Below are 25,453 nucleotides of genomic sequence, written 5' to 3' on the forward strand. Positions count from 1 at the left end.
GCTCGTGTTTCGGTCGCGTAAACCGCGCCTCAGAGCGCTCGGGTGAGCCGATCCTGGGATGCCCCGAACCACGTCACGGCGTCCGGGAGAACCGGCCCCCCGTCGGAGTGAGCCTGATCACCTCAGAAGGTCGCGGCAGCTTCCTCGACCTTCGCGAACGCGGCGGCCATGATCTCATCCGAGCGCGCCGGGTCGTGGTCCATGCCCTCGGCGGCGATCTCCGTGTAGTCGTCGATGCCGATGAATCCGAGCATCGTGCGCAGGTACTGGCTCGCGGGATCCTGGGAGTTGAACACTCCGCCGGCGGCCTGGATGTGCAGCGCCTTCTTGCCGTGCACGAGGCCGACCGCCTCGCCCTGTTCGTTGTAGCGGAAGGTCTTGCCCGCCACACAGATGCAGTCGATCCACGCCTTCAGTCGGGTGGGTACCTGGAGGTTCCACAGCGGGTTGGCGATCACGATCTTGTCCATGTTGAGGAACTGGGTCGTGTAGCCCTCAAAGAGGGTGAGCTTGCTCTGCTCGGCCTCGTGGAGGCGGACGAACGGCATGCCTTCGCGCAGCTTCCCCCATGCGCTGAACAGATCCAGATCGATCTCGGGGATCGCGATGTTGTACAGGTTCTGGTCGATGACGTCGTCGTCGGGGTGCGTCTCGACGTACGTCTTGAGGAACGCATCCGTGAGTCGCATCGACTTCGAGTTCTCTGAGGTCAGAGGGTGGGCGCGGATAACCAGCAGCTTGGACACGAGGTCCCCTTCTTCATCGTGTCGGAATGTCCGACCCCTCAACTGTGCGCCGGATCCGACCGTCGGCGGCAGGGACCAAAGACCCTCACTGTGGCGGCCGACGGGGCTGACCGCCCGCTGCATCCCGTGCAAGACTGGCCAGTCATGGGCATCCTGGCAACTGTCGTGAACGTCTTCGTCGATGAAGCCGGCGAGCACGGCAATCCGCTCGGAATCGTGTGGGCGTCGACCGCCACTCGCGGGCATGAGCAGGACATCGCCGCTGACCTCGGATTCAGCGAGACGGTGTTCATCGACGAGGTGGACGGGCGCACTGTTCGGGCGCGGATCTTCACCCCGAAGCAGGAGCTGCGCTTTGCCGGGCATCCCACGGTGGGACTGGCAGCCTGGCTGCGCGCGGCAGGCGACGACATCCGGCACGTCGTCGTGCCGGCGGGCTCGGCCCGGGTCCGTGCCGACGGCGACCTCACGTGGATCAGTGCCGACGTCGATTGGGCCCCGGAGTTCGAACTCGAACGACTCGACTCCCCTGGTGAGGTCGATGCCGTCGATCCGGATGCCTACACCGAGGGTATGCACTACGTCTGGGCCTGGCTCGACGAGGAAGCCGGGCGCGCGCGCACGCGGATGTTCGCGCCGGGCCTCGGGATCCGCACCGATGAGGCGACCGGGTCAGCAGCGATCCGGCTGACCGCCGCACTTGGCCGAGATCTGCAGATCGAGCAGGGAGCAGGGTCGAGGCTGGTCACGCACCGCCGGAACCTCGGCCGGGAGGTCGAGATCGGCGGCCGTACGACGCCGGGGCGCGACGTCGAGCTGGCGTGAGCTTTCAGTACAACTGGAACAGTTCAGACGCGATCGCGCCCAGATCGGTGTTGGCCTGGATGACCGCTTGCACCTCGGTGATCGGTACGTCATTGACGAACACCGCGAAGGCGAGACGCCGGCCGGATGCGGCATCCAGAAATCCGGCGAGCGCCTTCGTCTCGAGCACGTAGGGGGTGTCGGTTCCCGGACCGACGAGCGTGCCGGTCTTCGCGTGGGCAGAACCGATCGCGGGGTCACCGTCGGGCAGCACGGTTGCCAGGGACCCGTCCACCCCGAGGATCGGTGTGGATTCGAGGAAGGTCTCGAAGTACGGGGCGTCCGTCAGCGACACCAGGTAGGAGGTCATCGCTGCCGGAGTGATGCGGTTCCCCGGCAGCCCTTGACCATCGGTGATCACGACGTCGTCGGGCCCGAGTCCCGCCGCTTCGAGCACGCTCATCTGTCTCGCCAGCCCGGCGTCGAGGGTTCGCTCACCCGCCTGCGCCGCCAGCAGCAGCGGCAGTTGATTGGCGCCGAGGTTGTGGCTGACCTTGTTGATCAGCCGGGCGGTCTCCGAGAACGGCGGGGAGGTGAACGTGGCGACCGGGATCGCGCCGTCGAGGTCCGCCACCGGCGGCAGCTCGCTCGAGCTCGGCGTCCGCGGGTCCGCCGTGACGGTGACGCCCGCGCGCTCGAGCGCCTCGATGAACAGGATGCGGGCCCACGCTGCCGGATCAGGGACCTGATAGGTCTGCACCACCGGTTCGGCGCCCAGAGGGATCGTTCCGGTGACGGTGAGGATGCCGCCTTGCTCGGTGATCGTGACGTCGAACCCGCTGTCGGCATCCGCTGTGCTAACCAGATTCTCGACGGTGTACGCCGAGCTCTGCGGCCGCCAGCTCGCGGTCGTGGGGTCGCCGACCGCCGCGCCGGGGGTGATGACGATGTCCACCAGGTTGTCGTTGACCACGATCGGTGAAATCGGTACGCCGTCCAGGACGACGGGATCCCAGAGCCTGTCGTCGACGAGGACGTCCCCGCCCACCGTGTGGATTCCGGATGCGGCGACCTGATGTGCGAGATCATCGAGGCCGGTCAGCGGATCCTCGGGAGTGAGCGTCGCCAGGCCCGGGAGGACGTTCGCGTCGTAGTGGTCGAAGATCGGCACATCGAGGGTGCCATCGGGCATCGTTCGACCGCCGAGGGTGAGGTCTCCCGAGCCGCGCAGAATGAGATCTCCCTCGAGGGTGCCGTTCGAGACCTCGCCGACGGCGACGACCGGGGTCGTGAACGTCGCATCCGCGCCGAGCAGGTCGAGGGCTGCGGTGACAGAGAGGATCTTCGCCGTGGACCCGGTGAGGAACTGCTCGTCGGGGTTGACGGCGATGAGGGTCTCGCCGCTGTCGATGTCGATCACCGACATCCCCCAGCGGCCGCCCTCGTAGGTGGGCTGGTCCATGATGGCCGCGATCGTGGGTGGCACATCAGTGGGCGGACCGGGCGGGGCGGCGGTGCACGAGATCAATCCCGCTGACGCAGCGATGATCGCTGCAATGGTCACCGGTCGTCGGGTGCGGCGGAGCATGGGACGGAGTCTAGTGAGGCGCCCTCTGTGCCTCGGCCCGCAGGCCGTGCGGGGAAGGTACGATTTACATGTACTAAGACATGGAAAACGTCGGACGGGAGAGCGCGGATGAGCATGGTGCGCGGAGGCTTCGGCGGGGGGCTCACTCGAGGGGCCGACGAACGGACGCAGCGTGAGCGGAACGCGGAGGCGCCCCACATCCCTCACCTCGGGCGCCGCATCGTCGCGCTGTTCTCGCCGTACCGTGGGCGGCTCGCGGTCACCGCGGTTCTCGTCGTCCTGAGCGCGGCGCTCGGCGTCGTGCCCGCGCTGTTGGTCGAGCAGGTCTTCGACCTCGCCCTGTTCCCGGCATCCGGGTCCCCGGACATCCCGCTTCTGATCGAACTCGTCGCGCTGATGATCGGGCTGTTCGTGGCATCCGCGGGACTGAACGTGCTCCAGACGTGGCTGACCTCGTCAGTGGGTAACCGTGTCACCGGTGATCTGCGGGTTCGGCTCTTTCGGCACCTCCAGTCGATGGAGCTCGCGTTCTTCACACGCACGAAGACGGGAGTGATCCAGTCCCGCCTCCAGAACGACGTGGGCGGGGTCGCGAGCGTGCTCACCAACACGTTCACCTCGATCCTCGGCAACAGCGTCACCGTTGTCGCGTCGCTCGTGGCGATGGTCATCATCGACTGGCGGCTGACCCTCGTGGCGATCGTCATGCTTCCGGTGCTCGTGGTGATCCAGCGCCGCGTCGGGCAAGTGCGTGCCCGGATCGCCGCGCAGGCCCAGGAGTCCCTGTCGACCCTCACCGCCATGACCCAGGAGTCGCTCTCGGTGTCGGGCATCATGCTCACGAGTTCGTTCAACCGCTCGGATTACGAGACAGGTCGCTACGCCGAAGAGACCAGCCGTCAGGTGTCGCTGCAGATCCGGCAGGCCATGAGTGGCCAGGGCTTCTTCGCGGTCGTGGGCGTCATCATGTCTGCGGTACCGGCCATCATCTACCTGCTTGCCGGAGTATTCATCACGGGTGGTGTCGACATCACCGCTGGTGCGATCGTGGCCTTCACCGCGGTCCAGGGGCGACTGCTCTTCCCGCTCATGGCACTCATGAGGGTTGCTCTCGACGTGCAAACCTCGATGGCGCTGTTCGCCCGCATCTTCGAGTACCTGGATCTGACACCCGCGATCGTCGACTCGCCGGATGCGGTCGACGTCGCCGATGCCCCGGGACCGGTCGGTCGGATCGAGTTCCGCGATGTGTCGTTCCGCTACCCCGGGGCGGGAGAGGATGCTGCGACCCTCCGGGGCGTCTCGTTCGTCGCCGAGCCCGGTCAGCACATCGCGTTCGTCGGTTCCAGCGGAGCCGGCAAGACGACGATCCTCTATCTTGCGCCGCGGATGTACGAGGCCTCGTCGGGCGCCGTGCTCTTCGCCGGTGCCGACGTCCGCGATCTCCGCCGCGCGTCCCTCCTCGAGGGTATCGGGATCGTTTCGCAAGAGACGTACCTGTTCCACGCATCCATTCGCGACAACCTCCTCTACGCGAAGCCGGATGCCTCGGCCGACGAGATCGAACAAGCATGCCGTGGCGCGCATATCCACCACGTCATCGAGTCGTTCCCGGACGGGTACGACACGATCGTGGGTGAGCGCGGCTACCGCCTGTCGGGTGGTGAGAAGCAACGGATAGCCATCGCGCGGGTGTTGCTGAAGAATCCACCGGTGCTGCTGCTGGATGAGGCGACCAGTGCCCTCGACACGGTCTCGGAGCGCACGGTGCAACAGGCTCTCGATGCTGCAGCGCAAGGCCGCACGACCCTGACGATCGCGCATCGCATCTCCACGATTGTCAGTGCCGACGTCATCCATGTCGTGGAATCCGGCCGCATCGTCGAGAGCGGTACGCACGCCGAACTTCTCGCGGCCGGGGGAGCGTACGCCAGACTGGTCGCCCACCAGCAGGAGAGCGCCCTCTCGGCGATCTGACGGTTGCCGCCGCTCTGACGCGCTGGGAAGCTGAGAGGGCGCGTTCGGATGCGCGTCTCGCCGATGGAGGAACAACGATGGCTGGCAAGTTCGATCTGAACATGACCACGCTCGGACAGCTGCTCGACGACCCGGAGGCCCGGGCGATTATCGACGAGCTGGTACCCGAGCTTCCGACCCATCCCATGGTTGGAATGGCCAAGGGGATGCCGGTGAACACGGTGCTGACCTTCGCCGGAGGCCAGGTCGACCCCGAGATCGTGGCGCAACTGAAGGCGCGCATCGACGCACTCTGAACACTGCACTCGCGTCATAGCCGAGTCGGTGCGGCACTACGCTGAGGCTCCATGAGCGATGCCACCCGCCCGACGCGCCCCGCCGGGGTACGCGAGGTCGCTCGGCTTGCGGGGGTGTCGACCCAGACGGTGTCGCGGGTGATCAACGACTACCCCAACATCCGCCCCGAGACACGGGCGCGCGTCGTCGAGGCCATGCGCACCCTCGACTACCGTGTCAACAACGCCGCGCGGGCGCTCGGTACGGCATCCACCCGCACCATCGGTGTCATCGCCACGGATGCCACCCTCTACGGCCCCACGGTGGGAATCGCCGCGCTCGCCGAAGCCGCCCGCGAGGCCGGGTTGTGGATAGCCACTGCCTATGCCGATGCCGGTGACCCGGAAGCGATCGACAGAGCGATCGCCCATGTCCTCGCTCAGGGCATCGACGGGCTCGTGCTCGTCGCCCCGCACGAGCGCATGGTCTCGGCGCTGCGCGAGCGGGGACTGGGTGTCCCGATCGCCGCGCTGCACGCCGACGCCGGCGCGAGGGCGCAACGCGAGGGTGCGGCTCTGGCCGCGGCGCATCTCACCGAGCTGGGCCACCGACGTATAGGGCGGCTGGGAGGACCGGTCGACTGGCTCGAAGAGACAGCCCGTGCGCAAGGCGCCTCTGACGCGCTCGATGCGGCGGGCCTCTCCGTTGCCCGTCAATGGCGCGGTGACTGGTCGGCTCGATCCGGGGCGGTCCGAGCGCCGGAGGTCGCCGCGGCGGCGCGGGCGGGCGAGGTGACCGCGGTCCTTGCCGCGAACGATCAGATGGCGTTGGGACTCATGGCGGGCCTCGCCGCGAGGGGCGTGCGGGTTCCCGAAGATCTCGCGGTCGTCGGCTTCGATGACAACCCGGATGCGGAGTTCTATGCGCCGGCACTCACGACAGTTCGCGTCGATGTCCTCGGAGATGCGCGTCGCTGCGTCGCCGCTGTCGTGGGCGGTGTTTCTCTGCCGTCGGCGCCCGCTCAGCTCATCGTCCGCTCCTCGAGCGCAGCCTCGACTGCCTGATATCACCGCCCAGAAGGGCTTCGAGGGGTGAGCGCTGGCGGATCCGAAGTGTTACCGGTAACATTCAGGCGTGCCCGGTCGGTGCAGACAAGCGCGACGACGAGGGTGTCTCGGAAGGATTCATCGATGACCGAAATCGACAGTGCCCATTTCGACAGCGCCGTGAGTGAGGCGATCGCAAGGGTCCGTGCCGATGTCGCGTCCCTGCACTCCGAACTCGTGCGCTACGGACTGATCGTCTGGACCGGCGGGAACGTCTCGGGTCGCGTTCCGGGCGCTGACCTGTTCGTCATCAAGCCCTCGGGTGTCTCGTACGACGATCTGGCCCCCGAGAACATGATTCTCTGCGACCTCGACGGCAACGTCGTTCCCGGCAGTGTGGGAAGCGAACGCTCGCCCTCGAGCGACACCGCCGCTCACGCCTACGTGTACCGCCACATGCCCGAGGTCGGCGGGGTCGTTCACACCCACTCGACGTACGCCGTCGCGTGGGCAGCGCGCGGAGAAGAGATCCCGTGCGTCGTCACGGCGATGGCCGATGAGTTCGGCGGGCCGATCCCGATCGGCCCGTTCGCGATCATCGGCGACGACTCGATCGGCCGCGGCATCGTCGAGACACTGCGTGGTCACCGCTCACGCGGGGTCCTCATGCAAAACCACGGACCCTTCACGATCGGGTCGAGCGCGAAGGATGCTGTGAAGGCCGCCGTCATGCTCGAAGATGTCGCCCGCACCGTGCACATCGCGAAGCAGGCGGGGCCGGTGATTCCGATTCCGCAGGAGGCGATCGACAGCCTCTACAACCGCTACCAGAACGTGTACGGCCAGTCGACGGACGACCGTCGATGAGCGCCCTGAATACGGAAGAAGGCCGCGAAGCGATCGCCGCCGGGCGAGCGAGCCTGGGGATCGAGCTCGGCTCGACCCGCATCAAAGCCTGCCTCGTCGACGAGCGTGGACGGGTGCTCGCGATCGGCAGCCACGAGTGGGAGAACAGTTACGTCGATCGGGTGTGGACCTACCCCCTCGATGAGGTGTGGGCGGGCATCCAGGCTGCGTACGCGGCGCTCGGCATCCGGGTTAAGCACGCCTACGGGATTGTGATCGAGTCCCTCGCGAGCATCGGCATCTCGGCCATGATGCACGGGTACCTGGCCTTCGACGCCCAGGACCAGGTGCTCGTGCCGTTCCGCACCTGGCGCAACACCAACACGGGTGCTGCAGCGAGCGAGCTCAGCGCCCTGTTCGGTGTGAACATCCCGCTTCGCTGGTCGATCGCCCACTATCGGCAGGCGATGCTGGATGCCGAGCCACACGTCGGCGCCATCGACCATCTCACGACGCTCGCCGGCTACGTCCACACCGCTCTGACCGGCCGCCGTGTGCTCGGTGTCGGCGACGCGTCGGGCATGTTCCCCATTGATCCGGCCACCGGCAGCTATGACGCTGACCTCGTGTCGTGCTTCGATGCCCTAGCCGGCGACGCCGCGCCGCGTCGCCTCCTCGAGGTGCTCCCGACCGTCCTGCCGGCCGGCGCCGAGGCGGGGGAGCTCACCGCCGAGGGTGCCGCACTGCTGGACCCGACCGGGGCGCTGCGGCCCGGCGCGGTGTTCTGCCCACCCGAGGGTGATGCGGGTACCGGCATGGTCGCGACCAACGCCGTCGCCCCCCGCACCGGAAACGTCAGCGCGGGCACGAGCATCTTCGCGATGATCGTCCTCGAGCGTCCGCTGTCGGCCGCGCACGACGAGCTCGATATCGTCACGACTCCCGCCGGTGACCCCGTCGCGATGGTGCACTGCAACAACGGCGCCTCGGAGCTTGCCGCGTGGGTGGGTGTCTTCCAGCGCTTCGCGGACCTCATCGGCTCCCCGCTGCCGCCCGACTCGGTGTACGAGGCCCTGTTCACCGAGGCGCTCACCGCCGCACCGGATGCCGGGGGCATCCTCTCGTACAACCACCTCTCCGGCGAGCCCATTGCGGGCCTCGACGAGGGCCGACCCTTGGTCATCCGCACCCCCGACAGCCAGCTCACGCTGGCGAACTTCCTGCGCTCGCAGCTGGCGGGAGTGTTCGCGACGCTGAGCCTCGGGATGCAGGTGCTCGATGACGAGGGCGTCGAGGTCGACCGGATGCTCGCGCACGGCGGCATCTTCCGCACCGCCGGTGTCGCCCAGCGGGTGCTCGCCGCCGCGCTCGATACCGCTGTGTCGGTCGAGCGGCACGCTTCCGAAGGCGGAGCCTGGGGCATTGCGGTTCTTGCCGCGTACACCGCGGCCCGCCACGCGGGTGCCACTGACGCATCGCTTGCGGCGTACCTCGATGCCGTCGCTTTTGCTGATGCCGAGTTCGCCACGGTTGTTCCCGACCCCGCTGAGGTGGTCGGCTACACCTCCTACATCGACCGATACCGCGCGGGCCTTGCCGCCGAGCGTGCAGCCGTGACCGCCCTCTAGCTCCCCACCCCTCATCGAAGAAGGATCCTCATGACTTCTCTCAACACGTTCGCGACCCGCGAGGTCTGGTTCGTCACCGGCAGCCAGAACCTCTACGGCGAAGAGACACTCCGCCAGGTCGCCGAGCAGTCCCAGACCGTGGCCGCCGGGCTGTCCGAGCTGCCCATCCGGGTCGTCTGGAAGCCCGTGCTGAAGGATGCCGACAGCATCCGCCGCCTCGCCCTCGAGGTGAACGCCCGTGACGAGGTCATCGGGATCATCGCGTGGATGCACACCTTCAGCCCCGCCAAGATGTGGATCGGCGGGCTTGATGCGCTGCAGAAGCCGCTGTTGCACCTGCACACGCAGGCCAACGTCGAGCTGCCGTGGAGCGAGATCGACTTCGACTTCATGAACCTCAACCAGGCAGCCCACGGCGATCGGGAGTTCGGGTACATCCAGACCCGCCTGGGTGTTCCCCGCAAGATCGTCGTCGGGCACGTCTCGAACCCGGCAGTGCGCGACCAGATCGAGACGTGGCAGCGCGCCGCTGCGGGCCTTGCCGCGATGCGCTCCCTGAAGCTCGCCCGCTTCGGTGACAACATGCGCTACGTCGCCGTGACCGAGGGCGACAAGACCGAGGCCGAGATTCGCTTCGGGGTGCAGGTCAACACGTGGGGCGTCAACGAGCTCGCGGATGCCGTTGCTGCGGCATCCGACGCGCAGATCGATGCCCTCATCGACGAGTACGAAGAGCTGTACGAGATCGTTCCTGAGCTGCGTCGCGGGGGAGAGCGCCACCAGTCGCTGCGTGACGGAGCAGCGATCGAGGTCGGGCTGCGCTCGTTCCTGGAGGCCGGCGGGTTCGGTGCCTTCACGACGAGCTTCGAAGACCTCGGCGCGCTCAAGCAACTGCCCGGCCTTGCCGTGCAGCGCCTCATGGCCGAGGGGTACGGGTTCGGTGCCGAGGGCGACTGGAAGACTGCGATCCTCGTGCACGTCGCGAACGTCATGGGTGAGGGACTGCCCGGCGGTGCGAGCCTCATGGAGGACTACACCTACGACCTCGTCCCCGGTGACGAGAAGATCCTCGGCGCTCACATGCTTGAGGTCGCGCCCACCCTCTCCAGCGCCAAGGCGACTCTCGAGATCCATCCGCTCGGCATCGGCGGCAAGGATGACCCGGTCCGCCTGGTCTTTACCGCCGACCCTGGCCCCGCCGTCGTCGTGGCGATGAGCGACATGCGCGACCGGTTCCGCCTCGTTGCCAATGTCGTCGAAAACGTTGCAGCGCCCGACCTTCCCAAGCTCCCCGTCGGGCGGGCGATCTGGAAGCCGGCGCCTGACTTCGCGACGTCCGCGGCCTGCTGGCTGACGGCGGGGGCGGCTCACCACACCGTCATGTCGACAGCCGTCGGCATCGAGGTCTTCCGCGACTTCGCCGAACTCGCCGAGACCGAGCTGCTCGTGATCGATGAAGACACCACGGTCCGTGGCTTCCAGAAAGAGGTCCGCTGGAACCAGGCCTACTACCGCCTGGCGCAGGGTCTGTGACTCACCCTGCATCCGCGGTCAGGCAGACTGGCGATATGAATGATGAGTCCGTGGCCGTGATCCCGGCATCCGGAACGCAGTACACGATCACCGCTGGCGACTACGAGTCCACGATCGCAAGCGTCGGCGCGACCCTTCGAAGCCTCACCTACCGTGGCCGCGATCTTGTCGTACCGTTCGAGCCCGACATCGTCCGACCGTCCTTCCGCGGTGCCACGCTTGCGCCCTGGCCCAACCGCATCGTGGACGGTCGCTACGTGTTCCGGGGCCGTTCGTACGAGGTGGCTCTCACCGAACCGGGGCGCGGCCAGGCCCTCCACGGCCTCGCATCCTGGCTGGACTTCGCGCCCGTCGAGACGGCGGAGAGCTGGGTGACCCTCGGAGCCACGATCGAACCGCAGCAGGGGTATCCCTGGCGGATCCGTGTCGAGACGACGTTCGCGATCGGGGTGGACGGTCTCACTCAGCGGGTGAAGGCGACCAATCTGAGCCGCGACTTCGCGCCGTGGGGCACGGGTCCGCATCCGTATCTTCTCGCCCCGGGGACCCTGGATGACTGGATCTTCACGCTTCCGGCGTCCCAGGTGCTCACGGTCACCCCCGACCGGCTCTCTCCGGTCGGACTCCAGTCGGTGACTGCGGATGCCGAACGCTTCGATTTCCGTGAACCGCGGACTCTCGGTGCTGTCATGATCGACCACGCCTACACGGATCTCGTGCGCGACCGCGACGGACTCGTGACAGTCCGGGTGACCGATGCTCAGGGTGAGGGCACGTCGATCACGTGGGACTCGCGGTGCCCCTGGGTTCAGATCCACACGGCCGACCAGCCCGGCGGACCAGAGGCTCCCGGGCACCGAGCGGGTCTCGCCGTCGAACCGATGACATGCGCCCCCGACGCCTTCAACGATGAGAGCTACCCGTTCGACACGGGGCTCGCTGTGATCGCTCCGGGTGATGCTCACAAGGCGTCGTGGCGGATCGCTGCGCTTTCCTGAGAGTTAGCTGGAAGCGCAGGCCGCTTTCGCTCTAGGCTGTGGCCATGCTCGCAACTTCCATCACCGACCAGGCCAGTGTGTCCACCCTGTGGACGACGTCGCTCATCGGTCTTGCCATCTACGTCGTGGTCGCCATCGCTCTGTGGCGAGTCTTCTCGAAGGCGGGGTGGCCCGGCATCCTGGCGATCATACCGATCGTGAACATGTTCATCCTCGTGAAGATCGCCGGATACTCAGCCTGGCTCGGTCTGCTGTACTTCGTGCCCATCGCCAACCTGGTGCTCGCGATCATCGTGGCCATCAAGGTCGGAGAGAGGTTCGGCAAGGGAGGCGCCTTCTCGTTCTTCCTGCTGTTCCTCTTCCCGTTCATCGGGTACCTGATCCTCGGTTTCGGCGAGGCTAGCTACACCAAGCGCGCCTGAGTCAGATCCCACCACCTTCGCGGGCGCCGGCCATAGGTCGGCGCCCGCTCTCATGCCCCGATACCCTCTACGCAGGAGGTTGCGGATGGGCAGGACGGCCGATGCGATCGCCGAGGGCGTCATCATCGCCATCGCGGCGGCGCGCCTGAGCATCCGCAACCGGATTCTCGTCGACGCGATTCGCAACGACAGCACCTTCTCGGTCGACGCGGTGAAGCCGTTCGCGCGACAAACGCTCGAAGCGCTCGCCGACGAGCAGTCCGCGGCTGCCGACCGTGCCCGCGCCGACTGGCGCCGTGCGTGGGGGAAACAGTCAGATCCGAGCGGGACTCACGATTATCGTGGGCGTGACTCCCGGAATCTGAGGCGGCGCGCCCGACAGTACACGGGGGTCGCCAAGCAACTCCGTGAGCGGGCAACCGACGACGCGGCACTCGAGCAGCTGATCGAGCAGGCACGCGATGCCGCGTGGGGCGATGTCGAATCAAACCTTGAGCGACGCCTGATCGTCGAGGCGATGCGGCCGGATCTCGACCCCGATTATGCGTCGATGCGTGCTGCACGCATGCAATCGATCAGGCTCATCGACCTGCCTCGCCTCTCCTCTCACCAGCGCCGACTGAGCACCTCACAGGGGTCTGCACCCATGATCGATGTCGACGACTCCGGTCCGGTTCCCGATGGTGGGAGCCCCGAGGGCGAGTGAACCGCGGCGAAGCCGCCGACGATTCGCCGTGCGGGGCACTCGTGGGGTAATCTGGACGCTGGTTTGCTCGCAGAAACGCGCGGACCATGCGCCCGTAGCTCAATGGATAGAGCATCTGACTACGGATCAGAAGGTTGGGGGTTCGAGTCCCTCCGGGCGCGCACTGTGTTGAGACAGTGATGAGGTCCCTGAGCCCTGTGGCTCGGGGACCTTTTCGTTTCAGCGCGCGCTCACCGTGCGAAAGTCAGCGTTGCCCATAGACGAGTCGGGGGTGTTCTGCGACCGCGCGGAGTTGCGGTACCGGTTGCAGTACGAGGTGTGACAGAGGTAGCTGCCGCCGCGAAGGATGCGGGAGCTGCCGTTTTCGGGGCCGCGGGGATCGGCGTCCGTCGAGCGTGCGTAGTAGCCGGGATCGAACCAATCCGCACACCACTCCCAGACGTTGCCGACGGGCTGCCACAGGCCGTAGCCGTTCGGCTCAAAGGTGCGCACCGGGGCCGTCGTGAGGAAGCCGTCGTCGAGCGTGTTGACGCGGGGGAACGGACCCTGCCAGATATTGACGCGCCACATGCCATCGGCTTCCGGCTCCTCATCACCCCACGGGTACTTCTTCCCGTCGAGGCCGCCGCGGGCCGCATACTCCCACTCCGCTTCGGTGGGTAGACGCCTCCCCGCCCACGCGCAGTATGCCATCGCGTCGTTCCAGGAGACGTGGACGACGGGGTGATCGCCGAGCTCGTCGACCGACGAATTCGCGCCGCCCGGATGCCGCCAGTCGGCCCCACGAACTCCGAACCACCAGGGGGTTGCGGTGGGCTGCCCCATGATGTCGCTCTCGGGAGCCTGCAGCGCCAGGTGGAAGACGGCGGAGAACCCGAAGGTTTCGGCCTCCGTGAGATAGCCGGTGTCATCGACGAATCGCGCGAAATCGTCGTTCGTGACGCTCGTCGTGTCGATCTCGAACGCGCTGATCGAGACCTCGTGGCGCGGGGTCTCACCATCGCCGAGATTGGCGTCGCCCGACGAATCGCCCATCACGAAGCTGCCCGTGGGGATCTGCGCCTGGGGGATGCGGTGACGCGTACCCGAGGCGGAGGGGATCGCGGAGGCGGTGACCGGTGCCGTGCCGAGGGTCAGGAACTGCGATCGTCCCGGTGCGCCGCACGCGCACTCGGGTCCACATCCGCCCGCGGGTTCTGAGTCGGTGTCCATACGATCCTCCTCCAGCAGGCTACTGCGGCAAGCAGACGCGCACGCTCGATAGGGTTGTCTCACTCTCACCGGGAAGAGCGAGGAAGCGGATGCCTGGTCCGATGCCCCTGGACGGTGTCGTCGTCGCCGACCTCAGTCGCGTGCTCGCAGGTCCGCTGGCGGCATCCACGCTCGCCGACCTCGGTGCCGACGTGATCAAGGTGGAGCGCGCCGCATCGGGCGACGTCACTCGGCAGTGGGGTCCGCCATGGACAGGCAACTCCTCGTCGTACTTCGAGTCGGCAAATCGGGGAAAGCGCTCCATCGCGCTCGACTTCACTGACCCCGCCGATCTCGATCTTGCACGCCGACTCGTGTCGCGTGCCGATGTCGTCATCGAGAACTTTCTGCCCGACACTCTCGACCGGTTCGGGCTCGGCTACGAGAGTGTGCGTGCGCTCAACCCCGCCGTCGTCTATGCCTCGATCACGGGGTTCGGGAGTCAGGCCGGTGCCCGCGACGCGGGATACGACTTCCTCGTTCAGGCTGTGGGTGGGCTCATGGACATCACGGGCCCGCCAGGCTCCCCATCCAAGGTCGGTGTCGCTATCGTCGATGTGCTGACGGCGAAGGACGCCACTGTCGCCATCCTCGCCGCCCTTCACGAACGTGCCCGCAGCGGGCTCGGGCAACACGTCGAGGTCGCGCTCCTCTCGAGTCTGCTGGCAGCGCTCGTGAACCAAGGCTCGGGGTTTCTTGCGACCGGCAGCTCCCCGCGCTCGCTCGGCAATCGGCATCCATCGATCGCGCCGTACGAGGCGCTCGACACTGGCGAGGGAGTGCTTGCGCTCGCCGTGGGAAACGACGCGCAGTTCGCGAGGCTGTGCGAGATCGTCGGTGCCCCGGACCTTGCGGCTGATCCCCGCTTCGTCACGAATGCGCAGCGCGTCGCCCACCGGGATGAGCTGGCGGCAGCCCTCGAAGCTCGGCTGCACAGCGACACCGCGTCGTCGTGGGCGGCGCGTCTGATGGATGCCGGTGTGCCGGCGGGCACGATCGGCAGCGTCGCCGACGGCTTCGCCCTGGCAGAACGGCTCGGTCTCGAGCCCCGAGTTCCGGTCGCTGGCGGCACGGATCAGATCAGGTCTCCGCTGCGGTTCGAGCGGACGCCGATCGGCCGGTACGTGCGCCCGCCGCGGCTCGACGAGCACGGCGACGAGATTCGCCGGTGGCTTGCCGCCGACCCCGATCCGATCGGTCACGCGAGTGACCTGCCCGAAGGAGAAGCCCGTGGCAACCATGGATGACGTGATCGACATCGCCGGCATCGATGCTCTGCTCAGCGACGACGAGCGCGCAACCCGCGACGCCGTGCGCGCGTTCGTCGAACGGCGCGTGAGCCCGTTCGTGGCGGACTGGTTCGAGCGCGGCGAGATCGACGATCTGCGCGGGCTCGCGAACGACCTCGGGCAGCTGGGGGTACTCGGCATGCACCTCGAGGGGTACGGGTGTGCCGGAATGTCGGCCACCGAGTATGGCCTGGCATGCCTCGAGCTCGAAGCCGCCGATTCCGGCATCCGTTCGCTCGTGTCGGTGCAGGGGTCGCTGGCGATGTACGCGATCTGGCGCTGGGGGAGTGAGGAACACAAGCAGCGCTGGCTTCCCGGTATGGCTGCCGGTGACCTGATCGGATGCTTCGGTCTGACCGAACCGGATGCCGGCTCCGACCCCGCGAGCATGCGAACGCGAGCTCGCCGCGATGGCGAGGACTGGGTGCTCGAGGGCCGCAAGATGTGGATCACGAACGGGTCGGTCGCCGATGTCGCGATCGTCTGGGCGAACACCGATGGTGGCATCCGGGGGTTTGTCGTTCCGACGGACTCGGCGGGATTCTCGGCTCCCCAGATCCACCACAAGCTGTCGCTTCGGGCATCCGTGACCTCGGAACTCGTGCTCGACGCGGTGCGCCTGCCCGCGGATGCCGTGCTCCCCGAGGTGGTCGGGCTTCGCGGTCCGCTCAGCTGCCTCAACGAGGCGCGATACGGCATCACCTGGGGCGCGCTCGGTGCCGCGCGGTCGGCGCTGATCGCCGCGCTCACCTACGCGGGGGAGCGGATGCAGTTCGGCAAACCGATCGCGGCGTTTCAGCTCACGCAGCAGAAACTCGTCGACGCCGTCGTCGAGTATGAGAAGGGACTGCTGCTCGCGCTCCACCTCGCGCGTCGCAAGGATGCCGGCACGCTGACCCCGCAGCAGGTGAGCCTCGGCAAACTCAACAATGTGCGGGAGGCGCTGGAGATCTGCCGCACCGCCCGCACGATCCTTGGCGCAAACGGGATCTCACTCGAGTACCCCGTCATCCGGCACGCCGCGAACCTCGAGTCGGTTCTGACGTACGAGGGCACTGTCGAGATGCACACGCTCGTCCTCGGCCAGGCGATCACCGGCATCCCCGCCTTCCGCTGAGCGCAGGGATCCTGTTCGCCGAGAGCGAGTCATTTGCGCGCTCAGACAGCTGGCACTCGCATGTCGAGAGTGCTAATCTGAACTCAGTTGAGTCGAGGTGACTCAACTTCTAGAACTCGGTCGGATGCCGAATCCGACCCCGCTCATAAAGGAGACGAGATGGCAACCTATGACCCGCTCCGCGAGATGGAGCGATTCGCGAACGCACTCTTCGACGGCAACCGCCGCGGACCGCGTCAGATGCCGATGGACCTCTACCGTGACGGCGACCACTACGTGCTCTCCGCCGACCTTCCGGGGATCGACCCCGGTTCGGTCGACGTGGATGTCGACGGCCAGCTGCTCACGATCCGCGCCGAGCGCACGCTCACCTCGCAGGAGGGCGTCAAGTGGATCACGCGTGAGCGTGAGGCCGGCAGCTTCCTGCGCCAGCTGAGCCTCGGCCAGGGCGTCGACACCGAGGGCATCGCTGCCAGCTACGCGCACGGCGTGCTGACGGTCACGATTCCGGTGAGCCCCAAGGCCAAGCCGCGCAAGATCGACATCGCAACCGAGGCTCCGGCGACGATCACGGTCGACGAGTCCCACAGCGAGATCCAGGAGGCCGGCGCCAGCGCCTGACCTACTCTCCAGAAGCCCCCGGCCCGACAACGGACCGGGGGCTTCTGCGTGCTCGCGCGTGCGGCGGGATGAATAGTCCCCCGCCTCTAGGCTGGAGTGCGTGTCGACGACGACTCGTTTTTCCAGACAAGACTCTCGCAGTGAGATCACGGCTCCGGTCGAACTCACCCTTCCCGATGGGCGCCTGAACCCCGCCGCGGTCGGCTGGGCACGCTCCCCACTCATCCGGACTGACGGGATCGGGCCGCGACGGTCCTGGGGGCGCAACAAGCGGTGGGAGTACTGGAACATCATGACGCCGCGGTTCATCGTGGGCGTCACGGTGTCGTCCATCGACTACGCCGCGGTGCACGAGGTCTGGGTGTTCGATCGTGAGTCGAACGAGGCCGTCCATCGCGCGGCCACTGTCGTCCCCGCACGCGGCGTGAGCCTGCCCGGGTCGCTGGGACAGGGACCCGTTACGGCACGCGCCAAGGATCTTCGGATCGAGATCACCGAGGAGACAGGCGGCGTCCGGATGCGCGTCGAGGTCCCCCGCGCGTCCGTCGCTGTTTTCGCCGACAAGCCCGCCGGAAACGAGAGTCTCGCCGTCGTTGTGCCGTGGACCGACCGTCGATTTCAGTACACGGTCAAGGATGTCGCGCGTTGCGCGACCGGCACGATCGCCATCGACGGCGAGGTCTACGACCTGCCGGCGGGGGAGTCGTGGGCGGTGCTCGACCACGGTCGCGGGCGATGGCCCTACGACATCACCTGGAACTGGGGTGCGGGGTCTGGCCGCTACCGGGGCAGCGTGATCGGGATCCAGGTCGGCGGAAAGTGGACCGACGGCACCGGCGCCACCGAGAACGCGTTCTTCGTCGATGGACGGATGCACAAGATCCACGACGACGTGACGTGGGACTACGACCAGGCAGACTTTCTGAGCCCGTGGTCGGTGTGCGGCGGCGGTCTGGACGCGCGATTCGTCCCCTTCTATGACCGTGTTGCGCGAACGAACCTCGGCATCATTGCGGCGGCGACCGACCAGTGCTTCGGCGTGTGGTCAGGAACCTTCACGACGGCGAACGGCGAGGTCATCCCGTTCGAGGGCATCGAGGGATGGGCCGAGCACGTCCACAACCGGTGGTAGCAGACCAACTCGGGCCCGGATGCTGGCGTCAGCAGTCTGATGGGCGCGACTGACGGAGCTTGGCGGTCAGCGTGCGGAGCTGCTCGAGTTCGATGTCGCTCAGGGTCGACATCCGTTCTGCGATGGCCCTGCCGTGGGCCGAGGCTACCTTGCGGAACAGGCTCGCGCCCCGATCTGTTGCGGTGACCACTGCCCCGCGGCCATCGTCAGGATCTGAGCACTTTGTCAGCAGCCCCGAGGCGACCATGCGGTCGACGAGCCGCGAGACGCTCGGCTGGCTGATCAGCATGTTGGACGTCACATCCCGCAGGCGTGCCGACATCCCGGGCGCCCGGGTGACGGTGAGCAGGACGTCGTACTCGCCCTGCGTCAGTTCGCCGACCACGAAGTCGCCGCTGATCTCGGCGAGCACTTCGTGTTGTGCGCGAAACAGGCTCTCCCACGCGTCGATCGCCAGCCGCCGGTCCGTCATGCACACCAGAGTACGACCACGGCGGCGCCCCTAGGCTGATCTCATGTCAGCCCGGATCCTGTTGCACCGGACCGTCGGCGCCGTCGCGACGCTCGCCATCGCGCTGGTCGCGATCGTCGCGTGCTCGGTGAGTGTGTCGTTCGGTGATGAAGCCGCGGCGGTGTCCACCGACGTCGACGACTTCGTTTTCGAGAGCCTGGATGCCGACTACACGCTCGGCCGCGCCGAAGACGGCACCAGCACGATGACCGTCGTCGAGACGTTCGTCGCGATCTTCCCCGAGTACGACCAGAACCGGGGGATGCGCCGCATCCTGCCCGACTCGTACCTGGGCGCACCGCTGCACACCCAGCTCGTGTCGATCACCGACGCCGACGGGAACCCGAGGCCTGCCGAGGTCGTGAGCGAGGACGGCGCTTACGTGATGACCTCGCGCGCTGACGATTACGTCCACGGTGCGCAGACCTACGTCTTCACGTACACGCTCGACAACGTCGCCCGCTTCTTCGATGACACCGGGGTGGATGAGCTGTACTGGAACGTCAACGGTGTCGACTGGGTTCAGCCCTTTGGGTCGGTCTCGGCGACGCTGCACGTTCCGACCGAACTTGCCGCCGCCCTCACGGGGGCGCAGTCCTGCTACGTCGGTGCTGCAGGCGCTACCGACCAGTGCTCGATCGCCTCGACGACGGATGCCGACGGCGGGGTGACAGTCACGGCATCCGCCACTGACCTGCACTCGTACGAGACGATGACGATCTCCGTCGCCTTTCACCCCGACACCTTCACGTCGTTCGACAGCTCCTACCTCGCCTCGCCGTTCGGGTGGCTGCAGGCTCTCGCCTTTCTCGGCGTCATCGGGTCGCTCGTGTGGGCGATCGTGTTCCGGGTCAGGATGCTGCGCGACGAGCCCGGCCGGCCGACGATCATCGCCGAGTACGCGCCGCCGCCGCGGATCGATGCGCTTGAGAGCGCGGTACTGCTCGGCAAGACGACGAAGGCGATCCCCGCCGAGGTGCTCGAGCAGGCGGTGGTCGGCAGCATCCGGATCGAGGAAGCCGGCCGCAAGCTCTTCGGTGGCCTGAAGCTCAAGGCGGTGCTGATGGATCCGGCCCGCGCCGACGGTGACGGACTCCTGCTGCTGCAGGGGCTGTTCCCCACCATGGCGCCCGGAGACGAGTACGAGTTCGGGTCGAGCGACACACGACTCTCGTCGGCCGCGCGCCGCATCATCAAGGCGGCGGAGCGAGAACTCGACACGCGCGGGCTTCGACGCCGTGTTCCCAGCGGCCTACGGTTCTGGCCGACGCTCGGGGCCATCGTGTTGGGCATTCTGACGATCGCGCTCGGGTTCCAGGCGCTCGGAGCCTTCGTCGATGCCACCATCCCTGTGCTCCTGATGATCGTGGCTTTCGTGATGTTCTTCGTGGTCGCTGGCCTGGTGTCTCGGAAGCCGCTCACCGCCGCCGGCGCCGAGACTCGTGATCACCTGAAGGGCCTGCAGGTGTTCATCGAGTGGGCTGAGGCCGACCGGATCCGAATGCTGCAGTCGCCGCAGGGCGCCGAGCGGATCGCGCTCGACGACAGCGGTGCGCGTGTGGATCCCGCGAACCCCCGCCAGATGCTGCGGATCTACGAGACGCTGCTGCCCTACGCCGTGGTGTTCGGCCAGGAAGAGGAATGGGCCGAGCACCTCGCCGTGCTCTACGACCAGACCGGCGTTCCCGGCTGGTATGTCGGCACGGCGGGATTCAACGCTGCTGCCTTCTCTTCGGGGATCTCGACCCTGTCGACCACGACGACGTCGTCCACCTCGGGCGGCTCCAGCGGTGGCGGAAGCGCCGGTGGTGGTGGCGGTGGTGGTGGCGGTGGCGGGGTCTAGGGTGCGGCATCCGAATTAAGTTGTGCACAACTAAATTGTGTGCAATGCTTTTTCTGTGATCGCGAAAGAAGAGGTCCCAGAGCGCGCCCTCGACCGGATGCTGTGCTTCTCGCTCTACGCGGCACATCGCGCCACGACACAGGCCTATCGCCGCACCCTCAAGCCGTGGGGACTGACCTACCCGCAATACCTCGTGCTCGTAGAGCTCTGGGAGCGGGAGCCGCGTACCGTCACGGAGCTCGGCGACGATTTGATTCTGGACTCCGGCACGCTCTCGCCGCTCCTGAGCCGCCTGGAGGCCCTTGGATTCGTTGTGCGTGCCCGCTCCACCGAGGATGCTCGCGTCGTGACGATTCGGCTCACCGATCGCGGCGCAGCCCTTCGGGAAGAGCTCGCCCACGTGCCCGGCGAGATCGCCCGGTGCATGGGCATACCTCTCGACATGGCGCAGTCCCTGGCATCGGAGGTGCGGGCATACACAGCCAGCATCCAGGCCGGCAGCGCTTCGCACGTCTGACGCTTCCGACTCGCCGCCGGGGTGATTGCGATCACGCGTGCCCGCGAGCAGCCACGAATCCCCATACAGAAGGAGAACCCCATGGAAACCCTGTACACCGCTGAAGCCCTGGCCACCGGCGACGGCCGCAACGGTCACGTGGCGACGATCGACGGTTTGCTGGATGCCGACGTGCGCGTGCCGAAAGAGATGGGTGGCGCGGGCGGCGCGCTCAACCCCGAGCTGCTGTTCGCCGCGGGGTACGCCGCCTGTTTCCACAGCGCGCTGTTGAGTGTCGCGCGCCGCGAGAAGGTGCAGCTCCACGACACCAGCGTCGGTGCCCGCGTGGGTATCGGACCCAACGGTGACGGCGGGTTCGGCCTGGCTGTCGAGCTCGAGGTCGTCATCCCGGACGTTGCGGCCGATCAGGCGCAGGCGCTGGCTGACGCCGCACACCTCGTCTGCCCCTACTCCAACGCGACCCGAGGCAACATCGAGGTCATCGTCCGCGTCGTCGAGGACTGACCTCGAGCAGACGAACGACAGGGCCGGCGGAGAGGCATCCGACCGGCCCCTGCCGTTCGCGCTGCTCACTGGGCGAGATCTGCCGCTGATAGAGTCCGTGCCACAAGAGTTCATCAGCGGGCGGGCGACGCCATCCGGGTCGGGGGATGCGTCGGAAAGCGATTCCGTCTGTGACTGATCTGTCGTCGGGGCGTTCTGCCCTCGCCGCCTACCGCGCCCTGCCCTCTCTCGCTGGCTGGGGCTATCTCATTGCGACGTCGCTCGGGCGCCTGCCGGTGTCGATGGTCCCGCTTGCCATACTCACCCTCGCGACATCGGCGACCGGCTCCATCGCGGTCGGCGGAGTGGCCGCCGCCGCGACGGCGCTCGGCGAGGCGGTCGGAGCGCCCGTCGGCGGTGCCCTCTCTGATCGATGGGGCCAGCGCCGCGTGCTCCTGATCGGCGTCGTGACCAATGTCGCATCCGTCGTGGCATTCGTCCTCGCCGTCGGGCACGTGCCCGACGGGTTGGCTGTCGCGCTCGCCGGCCTCGCGGGCCTTTCCCTGCCACAGGTCGGACCCCTCTCGCGGGTCCGGTGGCTCGCCATGTCGCGCGATGACGTCTCGGCAGCCTTCGCGTTCGAGGGCGTCGTCGACGAGGTCGTCTACATCATCGGTCCGGCGCTGGTCGGCATCGTTGCCGTCGTGCTGTCGCCGCAGCTCTCGCTCCTGGCAGCCGCAGCGTTGATCGCGGTGTTCGTGACACAGTTCGCGCTTCACCGCAGTGCCGCGCTGGTGCCGCGCCGGGAGCCGACGACGGATGCCGACGTCGTCGCTGCCGCTGAGGGTGGACGTGCGCGTTCGGCAATGGCGGCTCTCGTTCTGGCGGGGATGCTCGCGATGGGGGTGTTCTTCGGCGCGAGCCAGGCGGGTCTCACGGCGTTCGCACGCACGCAGGGGGTGCCGGACGCGGGTGCGCTGTTCTACGCCGTCATGGCCATCGGGTCGGCTGTCACGACGATGGCGATGGTCGCGCTGCCGTCATCCATCGGCCCCTGGATGCGATGGATCGGCGCAGCCGTCGGCATGGCTCTCGGGGGCATCGGGATGACCCTAGCCCCGACCGTGCCCATCCTTCTGATGTTCGCGGTCTTCGCGGGCGCCTTCCAGGGGCCGGCACTTCTTACGCTCTATAGCGTCGCGGGATCCATCGCCGAACGCACTCGGGCGGGCGTTCTCATGACGCTCACCGGCAGTGGTGTGGTCTTGGGCGTCGGTATCGGTACCGCAGTCGGCGGTGCTGGTGCGGCGATCGGGGGTGCCGCAGCCGCTTTCAGCCTCGTCGTGGCGGCATCCGTTCTGCTCGCCCTGCTCGGCGGTGTCGCAGGGGTCCTCGGTCGCGAGCGGCGATGACGCCGAGGCATCGTTCGGGTACAAGTAAGGGCCGGTCGGAGAGGCTTCCGACCGGCCCTTGTCCCTTGCACCAAGAGTGTCCTGCAATCACATGTCGGTAGCTGCCACAGCAAAACAACTACCGTGCAAGCACTCTATAACGGTGAGGTAACGGAAGGGAAGACCTCACCGTTATCTTTTTGTGATTCATAGCCAGCGCATGATCCGGTCAGGATTCGTGGAGGTTTCGTTCAGGAAGAGCACCCAGACTCGGACACTTGTGTGCCGCCCGAGGCACGCTTTTCCGGGCCCACTGGTGCTGCCCGCTTGATTCTCCGAACAGGAAGCCACTGAATTCGTGCGTCAACGTTCATCGTCAACTCCCCTCGTTTCCCGTCCCCGCGCTCGTGCTCTGACCGCAGCCGCGATGGGGCTCACCCTGCTGCTGGGGGTCTCATCGACTGCCGCCTTCGCACAGACGCCGGCTCTCGCGACCGTCCCCACCGCGCGGAGCGAAGCACCGCCGATTCCGGCATCCATCCAAACTGACGCCTCCTCCGTCGAGTCGCTCACCTCTGATGCCAAAGCCGCACTTGCTGCCGCGGCGACCGTTGCGGCGGATGCCACTGCTCTGAATGGGGAGGTCGCGGCATCCGGGCTGACGGTCGACGCCCCCACTACTGTCTCGGTGTCGGCTGTGGAAGCGGCAACCGCCGATCTGGATGGACTGGATCTTCTGCCGATCGTGCTGCTGCCCTCGCTCACCTCAGCGGTCACGGATGCCGTTGCCGACACGCAGGCCAAGATTGACGGGCTGCGCGAGCGACTGGCCGCTGCAGTCGCAGCTGAGGAAGCCCGCCGGGCTGCCGAGGAAGCTGCAGCCAAGGCCGCGGCTGAAGAAGCCGCGCGCGTTGCAGCTGAGGAGGCTGCGCGCGCAGCGGCCGCGGCAGCGCCGGCCGTTTCCGGGCCCGTGGCGTCCACGGGCGATAACTCCCCGGGTGCGGCGCAGGCTGCTGCCCGCGACATCATGGCGTCGCAGTACGGCTGGGGCGACGGTGAGTTCTCGTGCCTCGTGGCGCTGTGGAACAAAGAGTCCGGCTGGAACTATGCCGCCTACAACTCCTCGAGTGGTGCAGGGGGTATTCCGCAGGCGCTCCCCGCCAGCAAGATGAGCTCTGCCGGTGGCGACTGGGCGTCCAATGCAGTCACGCAGGTGCGCTGGGGCCTTGGCTACATCGCCGGACGCTACGGGTCGCCGTGCAACGCGTGGAGCCACTCCCAGTCAACCGGCTGGTACTGAGCCGCGAGGGTACAAGTAAGGGCCGGTCGGAGAGGCTTCCGACCGGCCCTTGTCCCTTGCACCAAGAGTGTCCTGCAATCACATGCCGGTAGCTGCCACAGCAAAACAACTACCGTGCAAGCACTCTATAACGGTGAGGTAACGGAGGGGAAGACCTCACCGTTATCTTTTTGTGATTCGTCTCGGGCTCCACTGATCTGTGCGTGGATGGCGCACAGCGCACCCACTTTTCGGGAGTCGTACCATGAGGGCGGGAGGTCGCATGTCGCTGATCGCGCTGGCACGTCGTGTGCGAGGCGGGGATTCGGTAGCGGGCACGCTGCTTCTGGTCGTCGGCGTCACCGTGGCGGTCATCATCGGACTTCTCGCCATGCACGCGTTGAACGCGCCGACAGCCAGCGGACACCTCCTCACCTCGACAGTGAGTACTCCTCATGCGCACAGTCACCATGACGCACTGACGGCCGTACCCGGCGAGCACACGGCGCAGGCTGTCACTGACGAATCGTGCGAGGACTGCGCCGCGGGTGGCCACTCCGGGATGCTCGCCATGGCGTGTGTACTCGCCCTGCTCGTGACGGCGCTGCTGTTGAGGTGGTCTGGTCCCCGTCTGCGGTGGCTGTCGGTTCTCCCGAGGCCGACGAGAGCCGCCAGGGGCGTTCTGACGCTCCCGCCACGCCCCCCGTCGCTCATCTCTCTCTGCATCAGTCGTACGTGAAATGCGAGAGCCGGATAATCCTGCGCCCGGCTCTTCCCCGCACACCCGCCGGGCCCCGGCCGGTGCCATTCACGACCCACTCCTTGGAGACCCCTGATGACAATCATGAAGAATCGTCCTGCAACAAGTACCGCTATCGCGCTGAGCCTCGCTCTGGCCGTCACCGGCTGCGCTTCAGTGACCGGCTCCGGCCCGGGCGCCAGCACCGCCCCTTCCTCCGCGTCAGCTTCCGCTTTCGCGTTCAATGCCACGGACGTGATGTTCGTGCAGATGATGATCCCGCATCATGCGCAGGCCATCGAGATGTCGGACACCCTCCTCGCCAAGGATGGGGTCGATGCCGACGTGCGCGAGCTGGCAGAGAACATCAAGGCCGCGCAGCAGCCCGAAATCGACACGATGGAGGGGTGGCTCACCGCGTGGGGCGCGGAGATGCCCGGCGCCGGCGGAATGGCAGGTATGGGCCACGACGACGGAATGATGAGCGACGACGACATGTCGGCACTGGCGGCGGCCTCCGGCCCTGACGCATCGCGTCTGTTTCTCGAGCAGATGATCGTCCACCATGAGGGTGCCATCGACATGGCCCAGGACGAACTCGACAGCGGATCCAGCCCCGACGTGAGGGAGCTCGCCGAGGCGATCATCGTTGCTCAGACTGCCGAGATCGCCACCATGCGGGCCATGCTTGCCGAGCTCTGACGGCCTGA

At 67.0% G+C, this 25,453-nt stretch carries 25 protein-coding genes and 1 tRNA gene; 22 read left to right on the top strand and 4 right to left on the bottom strand.

Annotation, left to right across the window (positions count from 1 at the left end; translation table 11 throughout):
- Window positions 1-122 precede the first annotated feature (122 nt).
- Window positions 123-746 (bottom strand): FMN-dependent NADH-azoreductase, encoded by a 624-nt coding sequence (locus ACQVDU_RS08750; protein ID WP_341578678.1) that lies wholly within the window; start codon window positions 744-746, stop codon window positions 123-125.
- A gap of 90 nt (window positions 747-836) precedes the next feature.
- On the opposite strand from ACQVDU_RS08750, the gene ACQVDU_RS08755 reads away from it, so the two are divergent.
- On the top strand, window positions 837-1,571 hold the full coding sequence (locus tag ACQVDU_RS08755) for a PhzF family phenazine biosynthesis protein (protein WP_443476893.1): 735 nt from the start codon (window positions 837-839) through the stop codon (window positions 1,569-1,571).
- A 4-nt stretch (window positions 1,572-1,575) separates the two neighbouring features.
- Here the strand turns inward: ACQVDU_RS08755 and dacB are convergent, their stop codons facing one another.
- Window positions 1,576-3,138 carry a D-alanyl-D-alanine carboxypeptidase/D-alanyl-D-alanine endopeptidase gene (dacB, locus tag ACQVDU_RS08760; protein ID WP_443476894.1) on the bottom strand — a complete coding sequence of 521 codons (1,563 nt, stop codon included), beginning with the start codon at window positions 3,136-3,138 and terminating at the stop codon, window positions 1,576-1,578.
- A 108-nt stretch (window positions 3,139-3,246) separates the two neighbouring features.
- On the opposite strand from dacB, the gene ACQVDU_RS08765 reads away from it, so the two are divergent.
- The 10 genes from ACQVDU_RS08765 (at window position 3,247) to ACQVDU_RS08810 (ending at window position 12,731) form a co-directional block, all read left to right on the top strand.
- Window positions 3,247-5,115: an ABC transporter ATP-binding protein gene (locus tag ACQVDU_RS08765; RefSeq protein ID WP_443476895.1), complete on the top strand. Its 1,869-nt coding sequence runs from the start codon at window positions 3,247-3,249 to the stop codon at window positions 5,113-5,115.
- Window positions 5,116-5,192: 77 nt separating this feature from the next.
- Entirely contained in the window at window positions 5,193-5,411 is a 219-nt protein-coding gene (locus tag ACQVDU_RS08770) for a hypothetical protein (RefSeq protein WP_443476896.1), read from the top strand.
- Window positions 5,412-5,462: 51 nt separating this feature from the next.
- On the top strand, window positions 5,463-6,455 hold the full coding sequence (locus ACQVDU_RS08775; protein WP_228178441.1) for a LacI family DNA-binding transcriptional regulator: 993 nt from the start codon (window positions 5,463-5,465) through the stop codon (window positions 6,453-6,455).
- A gap of 126 nt (window positions 6,456-6,581) precedes the next feature.
- Complete coding sequence (locus ACQVDU_RS08780) at window positions 6,582-7,304, top strand: L-ribulose-5-phosphate 4-epimerase (protein WP_443476897.1); 723 nt, start codon at window positions 6,582-6,584, stop codon at window positions 7,302-7,304.
- Window positions 7,301-8,911, top strand: a complete 1,611-nt coding sequence (locus ACQVDU_RS08785; protein WP_443476898.1) for a xylulokinase — start codon at window positions 7,301-7,303, stop codon at window positions 8,909-8,911. Before ACQVDU_RS08780 ends, ACQVDU_RS08785 begins: the two co-directional genes overlap by 4 nt.
- Before the next feature lie 30 nt (window positions 8,912-8,941).
- Window positions 8,942-10,444 (top strand): L-arabinose isomerase, encoded by a 1,503-nt coding sequence (araA, locus tag ACQVDU_RS08790; protein ID WP_443476899.1) that lies wholly within the window; start codon window positions 8,942-8,944, stop codon window positions 10,442-10,444.
- A 35-nt stretch (window positions 10,445-10,479) separates the two neighbouring features.
- A complete protein-coding gene (locus ACQVDU_RS08795; RefSeq protein WP_300590700.1) occupies window positions 10,480-11,442 on the top strand; it encodes an aldose 1-epimerase family protein in 963 nt (320 codons plus the stop codon).
- 44 nt (window positions 11,443-11,486) lie between these two features.
- Window positions 11,487-11,864, top strand: a complete 378-nt coding sequence (locus ACQVDU_RS08800; protein ID WP_443476900.1) for a DUF5684 domain-containing protein — start codon at window positions 11,487-11,489, stop codon at window positions 11,862-11,864.
- A gap of 85 nt (window positions 11,865-11,949) precedes the next feature.
- Entirely contained in the window at window positions 11,950-12,570 is a 621-nt protein-coding gene (locus tag ACQVDU_RS08805) for an asparagine synthase (RefSeq protein ID WP_443476901.1), read from the top strand.
- Between the two features lie 88 nt (window positions 12,571-12,658).
- A tRNA-Arg gene (locus ACQVDU_RS08810) sits at window positions 12,659-12,731 on the top strand.
- A gap of 58 nt (window positions 12,732-12,789) precedes the next feature.
- On the opposite strand, the gene ACQVDU_RS08815 is transcribed toward ACQVDU_RS08810, so the two are convergent.
- On the bottom strand, window positions 12,790-13,782 hold the full coding sequence (locus ACQVDU_RS08815) for a formylglycine-generating enzyme family protein (RefSeq protein WP_443476902.1): 993 nt from the start codon (window positions 13,780-13,782) through the stop codon (window positions 12,790-12,792).
- A gap of 89 nt (window positions 13,783-13,871) precedes the next feature.
- On the opposite strand from ACQVDU_RS08815, the gene ACQVDU_RS08820 reads away from it, so the two are divergent.
- The 4 genes from ACQVDU_RS08820 (at window position 13,872) to ACQVDU_RS08835 (ending at window position 17,980) form a co-directional block, all read left to right on the top strand.
- The gene (locus ACQVDU_RS08820) at window positions 13,872-15,068 is read left to right on the top strand and encodes a CaiB/BaiF CoA transferase family protein (RefSeq protein ID WP_443476903.1); all 1,197 of its coding nucleotides are present in this window, start codon (window positions 13,872-13,874) and stop codon (window positions 15,066-15,068) included.
- Window positions 15,061-16,227, top strand: a complete 1,167-nt coding sequence (locus ACQVDU_RS08825) for an acyl-CoA dehydrogenase family protein (protein WP_443476933.1) — start codon at window positions 15,061-15,063, stop codon at window positions 16,225-16,227. The genes ACQVDU_RS08820 and ACQVDU_RS08825 overlap by 8 nt, the downstream gene beginning before the upstream one ends.
- Before the next feature lie 159 nt (window positions 16,228-16,386).
- A complete protein-coding gene (locus ACQVDU_RS08830) occupies window positions 16,387-16,848 on the top strand; it encodes an Hsp20/alpha crystallin family protein (RefSeq protein ID WP_443476904.1) in 462 nt (153 codons plus the stop codon).
- A gap of 100 nt (window positions 16,849-16,948) precedes the next feature.
- Window positions 16,949-17,980 carry a DUF2804 domain-containing protein gene (locus tag ACQVDU_RS08835; protein ID WP_443476905.1) on the top strand — a complete coding sequence of 344 codons (1,032 nt, stop codon included), beginning with the start codon at window positions 16,949-16,951 and terminating at the stop codon, window positions 17,978-17,980.
- A gap of 28 nt (window positions 17,981-18,008) precedes the next feature.
- Here the strand turns inward: ACQVDU_RS08835 and ACQVDU_RS08840 are convergent, their stop codons facing one another.
- Window positions 18,009-18,452 carry a MarR family winged helix-turn-helix transcriptional regulator gene (locus tag ACQVDU_RS08840; protein WP_443476906.1) on the bottom strand — a complete coding sequence of 148 codons (444 nt, stop codon included), beginning with the start codon at window positions 18,450-18,452 and terminating at the stop codon, window positions 18,009-18,011.
- Window positions 18,453-18,495: 43 nt separating this feature from the next.
- Here ACQVDU_RS08840 and ACQVDU_RS08845 point away from each other — a divergent pair, with 43 nt between their 5' ends.
- The 7 genes from ACQVDU_RS08845 to ACQVDU_RS08875 all read left to right on the top strand — a co-directional run bounded on the left by ACQVDU_RS08845 (window position 18,496) and on the right by ACQVDU_RS08875 (window position 25,445).
- Window positions 18,496-20,334, top strand: coding sequence for a DUF2207 domain-containing protein (locus ACQVDU_RS08845; protein ID WP_443476907.1), 1,839 nt, complete (start codon window positions 18,496-18,498; stop codon window positions 20,332-20,334).
- Between the two features lie 97 nt (window positions 20,335-20,431).
- Entirely contained in the window at window positions 20,432-20,851 is a 420-nt protein-coding gene (locus ACQVDU_RS08850) for a MarR family winged helix-turn-helix transcriptional regulator (protein ID WP_292707837.1), read from the top strand.
- Window positions 20,852-20,932: 81 nt separating this feature from the next.
- Window positions 20,933-21,355, top strand: coding sequence for an organic hydroperoxide resistance protein (locus ACQVDU_RS08855; RefSeq protein WP_292707794.1), 423 nt, complete (start codon window positions 20,933-20,935; stop codon window positions 21,353-21,355).
- A 170-nt stretch (window positions 21,356-21,525) separates the two neighbouring features.
- A complete protein-coding gene (locus ACQVDU_RS08860) occupies window positions 21,526-22,746 on the top strand; it encodes an MFS transporter (RefSeq protein ID WP_443476908.1) in 1,221 nt (406 codons plus the stop codon).
- A 337-nt stretch (window positions 22,747-23,083) separates the two neighbouring features.
- On the top strand, window positions 23,084-24,025 hold the full coding sequence (locus tag ACQVDU_RS08865) for a hypothetical protein (protein WP_331792431.1): 942 nt from the start codon (window positions 23,084-23,086) through the stop codon (window positions 24,023-24,025).
- A 262-nt stretch (window positions 24,026-24,287) separates the two neighbouring features.
- Window positions 24,288-24,743 carry a DUF6153 family protein gene (locus tag ACQVDU_RS08870; RefSeq protein WP_331792204.1) on the top strand — a complete coding sequence of 152 codons (456 nt, stop codon included), beginning with the start codon at window positions 24,288-24,290 and terminating at the stop codon, window positions 24,741-24,743.
- A gap of 96 nt (window positions 24,744-24,839) precedes the next feature.
- Window positions 24,840-25,445 (top strand): DUF305 domain-containing protein, encoded by a 606-nt coding sequence (locus tag ACQVDU_RS08875; protein WP_341578647.1) that lies wholly within the window; start codon window positions 24,840-24,842, stop codon window positions 25,443-25,445.
- Window positions 25,446-25,453: the final 8 nt, after the last annotated feature.

The sequence above is a fragment of the Microbacterium sp. F2 genome, assembly GCF_052274505.1.
GTDB lineage: Bacteria > Actinomycetota > Actinomycetes > Actinomycetales > Microbacteriaceae > Microbacterium.

What these genes read in the sequence shown, in the direction of transcription:
- dacB (WP_443476894.1), bottom strand. Translation starts at nt 3,138, where the DNA reads ATGCTCCGCCGCACCCGACGACCGGTGACCATTGCAGCGATCATCGCT.
- ACQVDU_RS08765 (WP_443476895.1), top strand. Translation starts at nt 3,247, where the DNA reads ATGAGCATGGTGCGCGGAGGCTTCGGCGGGGGGCTCACTCGAGGGGCC.
- ACQVDU_RS08770 (WP_443476896.1), top strand. Translation starts at nt 5,193, where the DNA reads ATGGCTGGCAAGTTCGATCTGAACATGACCACGCTCGGACAGCTGCTC.
- ACQVDU_RS08775 (WP_228178441.1), top strand. Translation starts at nt 5,463, where the DNA reads ATGAGCGATGCCACCCGCCCGACGCGCCCCGCCGGGGTACGCGAGGTC.
- ACQVDU_RS08780 (WP_443476897.1), top strand. Translation starts at nt 6,582, where the DNA reads ATGACCGAAATCGACAGTGCCCATTTCGACAGCGCCGTGAGTGAGGCG.
- ACQVDU_RS08785 (WP_443476898.1), top strand. Translation starts at nt 7,301, where the DNA reads ATGAGCGCCCTGAATACGGAAGAAGGCCGCGAAGCGATCGCCGCCGGG.
- araA (WP_443476899.1), top strand. Translation starts at nt 8,942, where the DNA reads ATGACTTCTCTCAACACGTTCGCGACCCGCGAGGTCTGGTTCGTCACC.
- ACQVDU_RS08795 (WP_300590700.1), top strand. Translation starts at nt 10,480, where the DNA reads ATGAATGATGAGTCCGTGGCCGTGATCCCGGCATCCGGAACGCAGTAC.
- ACQVDU_RS08800 (WP_443476900.1), top strand. Translation starts at nt 11,487, where the DNA reads ATGCTCGCAACTTCCATCACCGACCAGGCCAGTGTGTCCACCCTGTGG.
- ACQVDU_RS08805 (WP_443476901.1), top strand. Translation starts at nt 11,950, where the DNA reads ATGGGCAGGACGGCCGATGCGATCGCCGAGGGCGTCATCATCGCCATC.
- ACQVDU_RS08815 (WP_443476902.1), bottom strand. Translation starts at nt 13,782, where the DNA reads ATGGACACCGACTCAGAACCCGCGGGCGGATGTGGACCCGAGTGCGCG.
- ACQVDU_RS08820 (WP_443476903.1), top strand. Translation starts at nt 13,872, where the DNA reads ATGCCTGGTCCGATGCCCCTGGACGGTGTCGTCGTCGCCGACCTCAGT.
- ACQVDU_RS08825 (WP_443476933.1), top strand. Translation starts at nt 15,061, where the DNA reads ATGGATGACGTGATCGACATCGCCGGCATCGATGCTCTGCTCAGCGAC.
- ACQVDU_RS08830 (WP_443476904.1), top strand. Translation starts at nt 16,387, where the DNA reads ATGGCAACCTATGACCCGCTCCGCGAGATGGAGCGATTCGCGAACGCA.
- ACQVDU_RS08840 (WP_443476906.1), bottom strand. Translation starts at nt 18,452, where the DNA reads ATGACGGACCGGCGGCTGGCGATCGACGCGTGGGAGAGCCTGTTTCGC.
- ACQVDU_RS08845 (WP_443476907.1), top strand. Translation starts at nt 18,496, where the DNA reads ATGTCAGCCCGGATCCTGTTGCACCGGACCGTCGGCGCCGTCGCGACG.
- ACQVDU_RS08850 (WP_292707837.1), top strand. Translation starts at nt 20,432, where the DNA reads ATGCTGTGCTTCTCGCTCTACGCGGCACATCGCGCCACGACACAGGCC.
- ACQVDU_RS08855 (WP_292707794.1), top strand. Translation starts at nt 20,933, where the DNA reads ATGGAAACCCTGTACACCGCTGAAGCCCTGGCCACCGGCGACGGCCGC.
- ACQVDU_RS08870 (WP_331792204.1), top strand. Translation starts at nt 24,288, where the DNA reads ATGTCGCTGATCGCGCTGGCACGTCGTGTGCGAGGCGGGGATTCGGTA.
- ACQVDU_RS08875 (WP_341578647.1), top strand. Translation starts at nt 24,840, where the DNA reads ATGACAATCATGAAGAATCGTCCTGCAACAAGTACCGCTATCGCGCTG.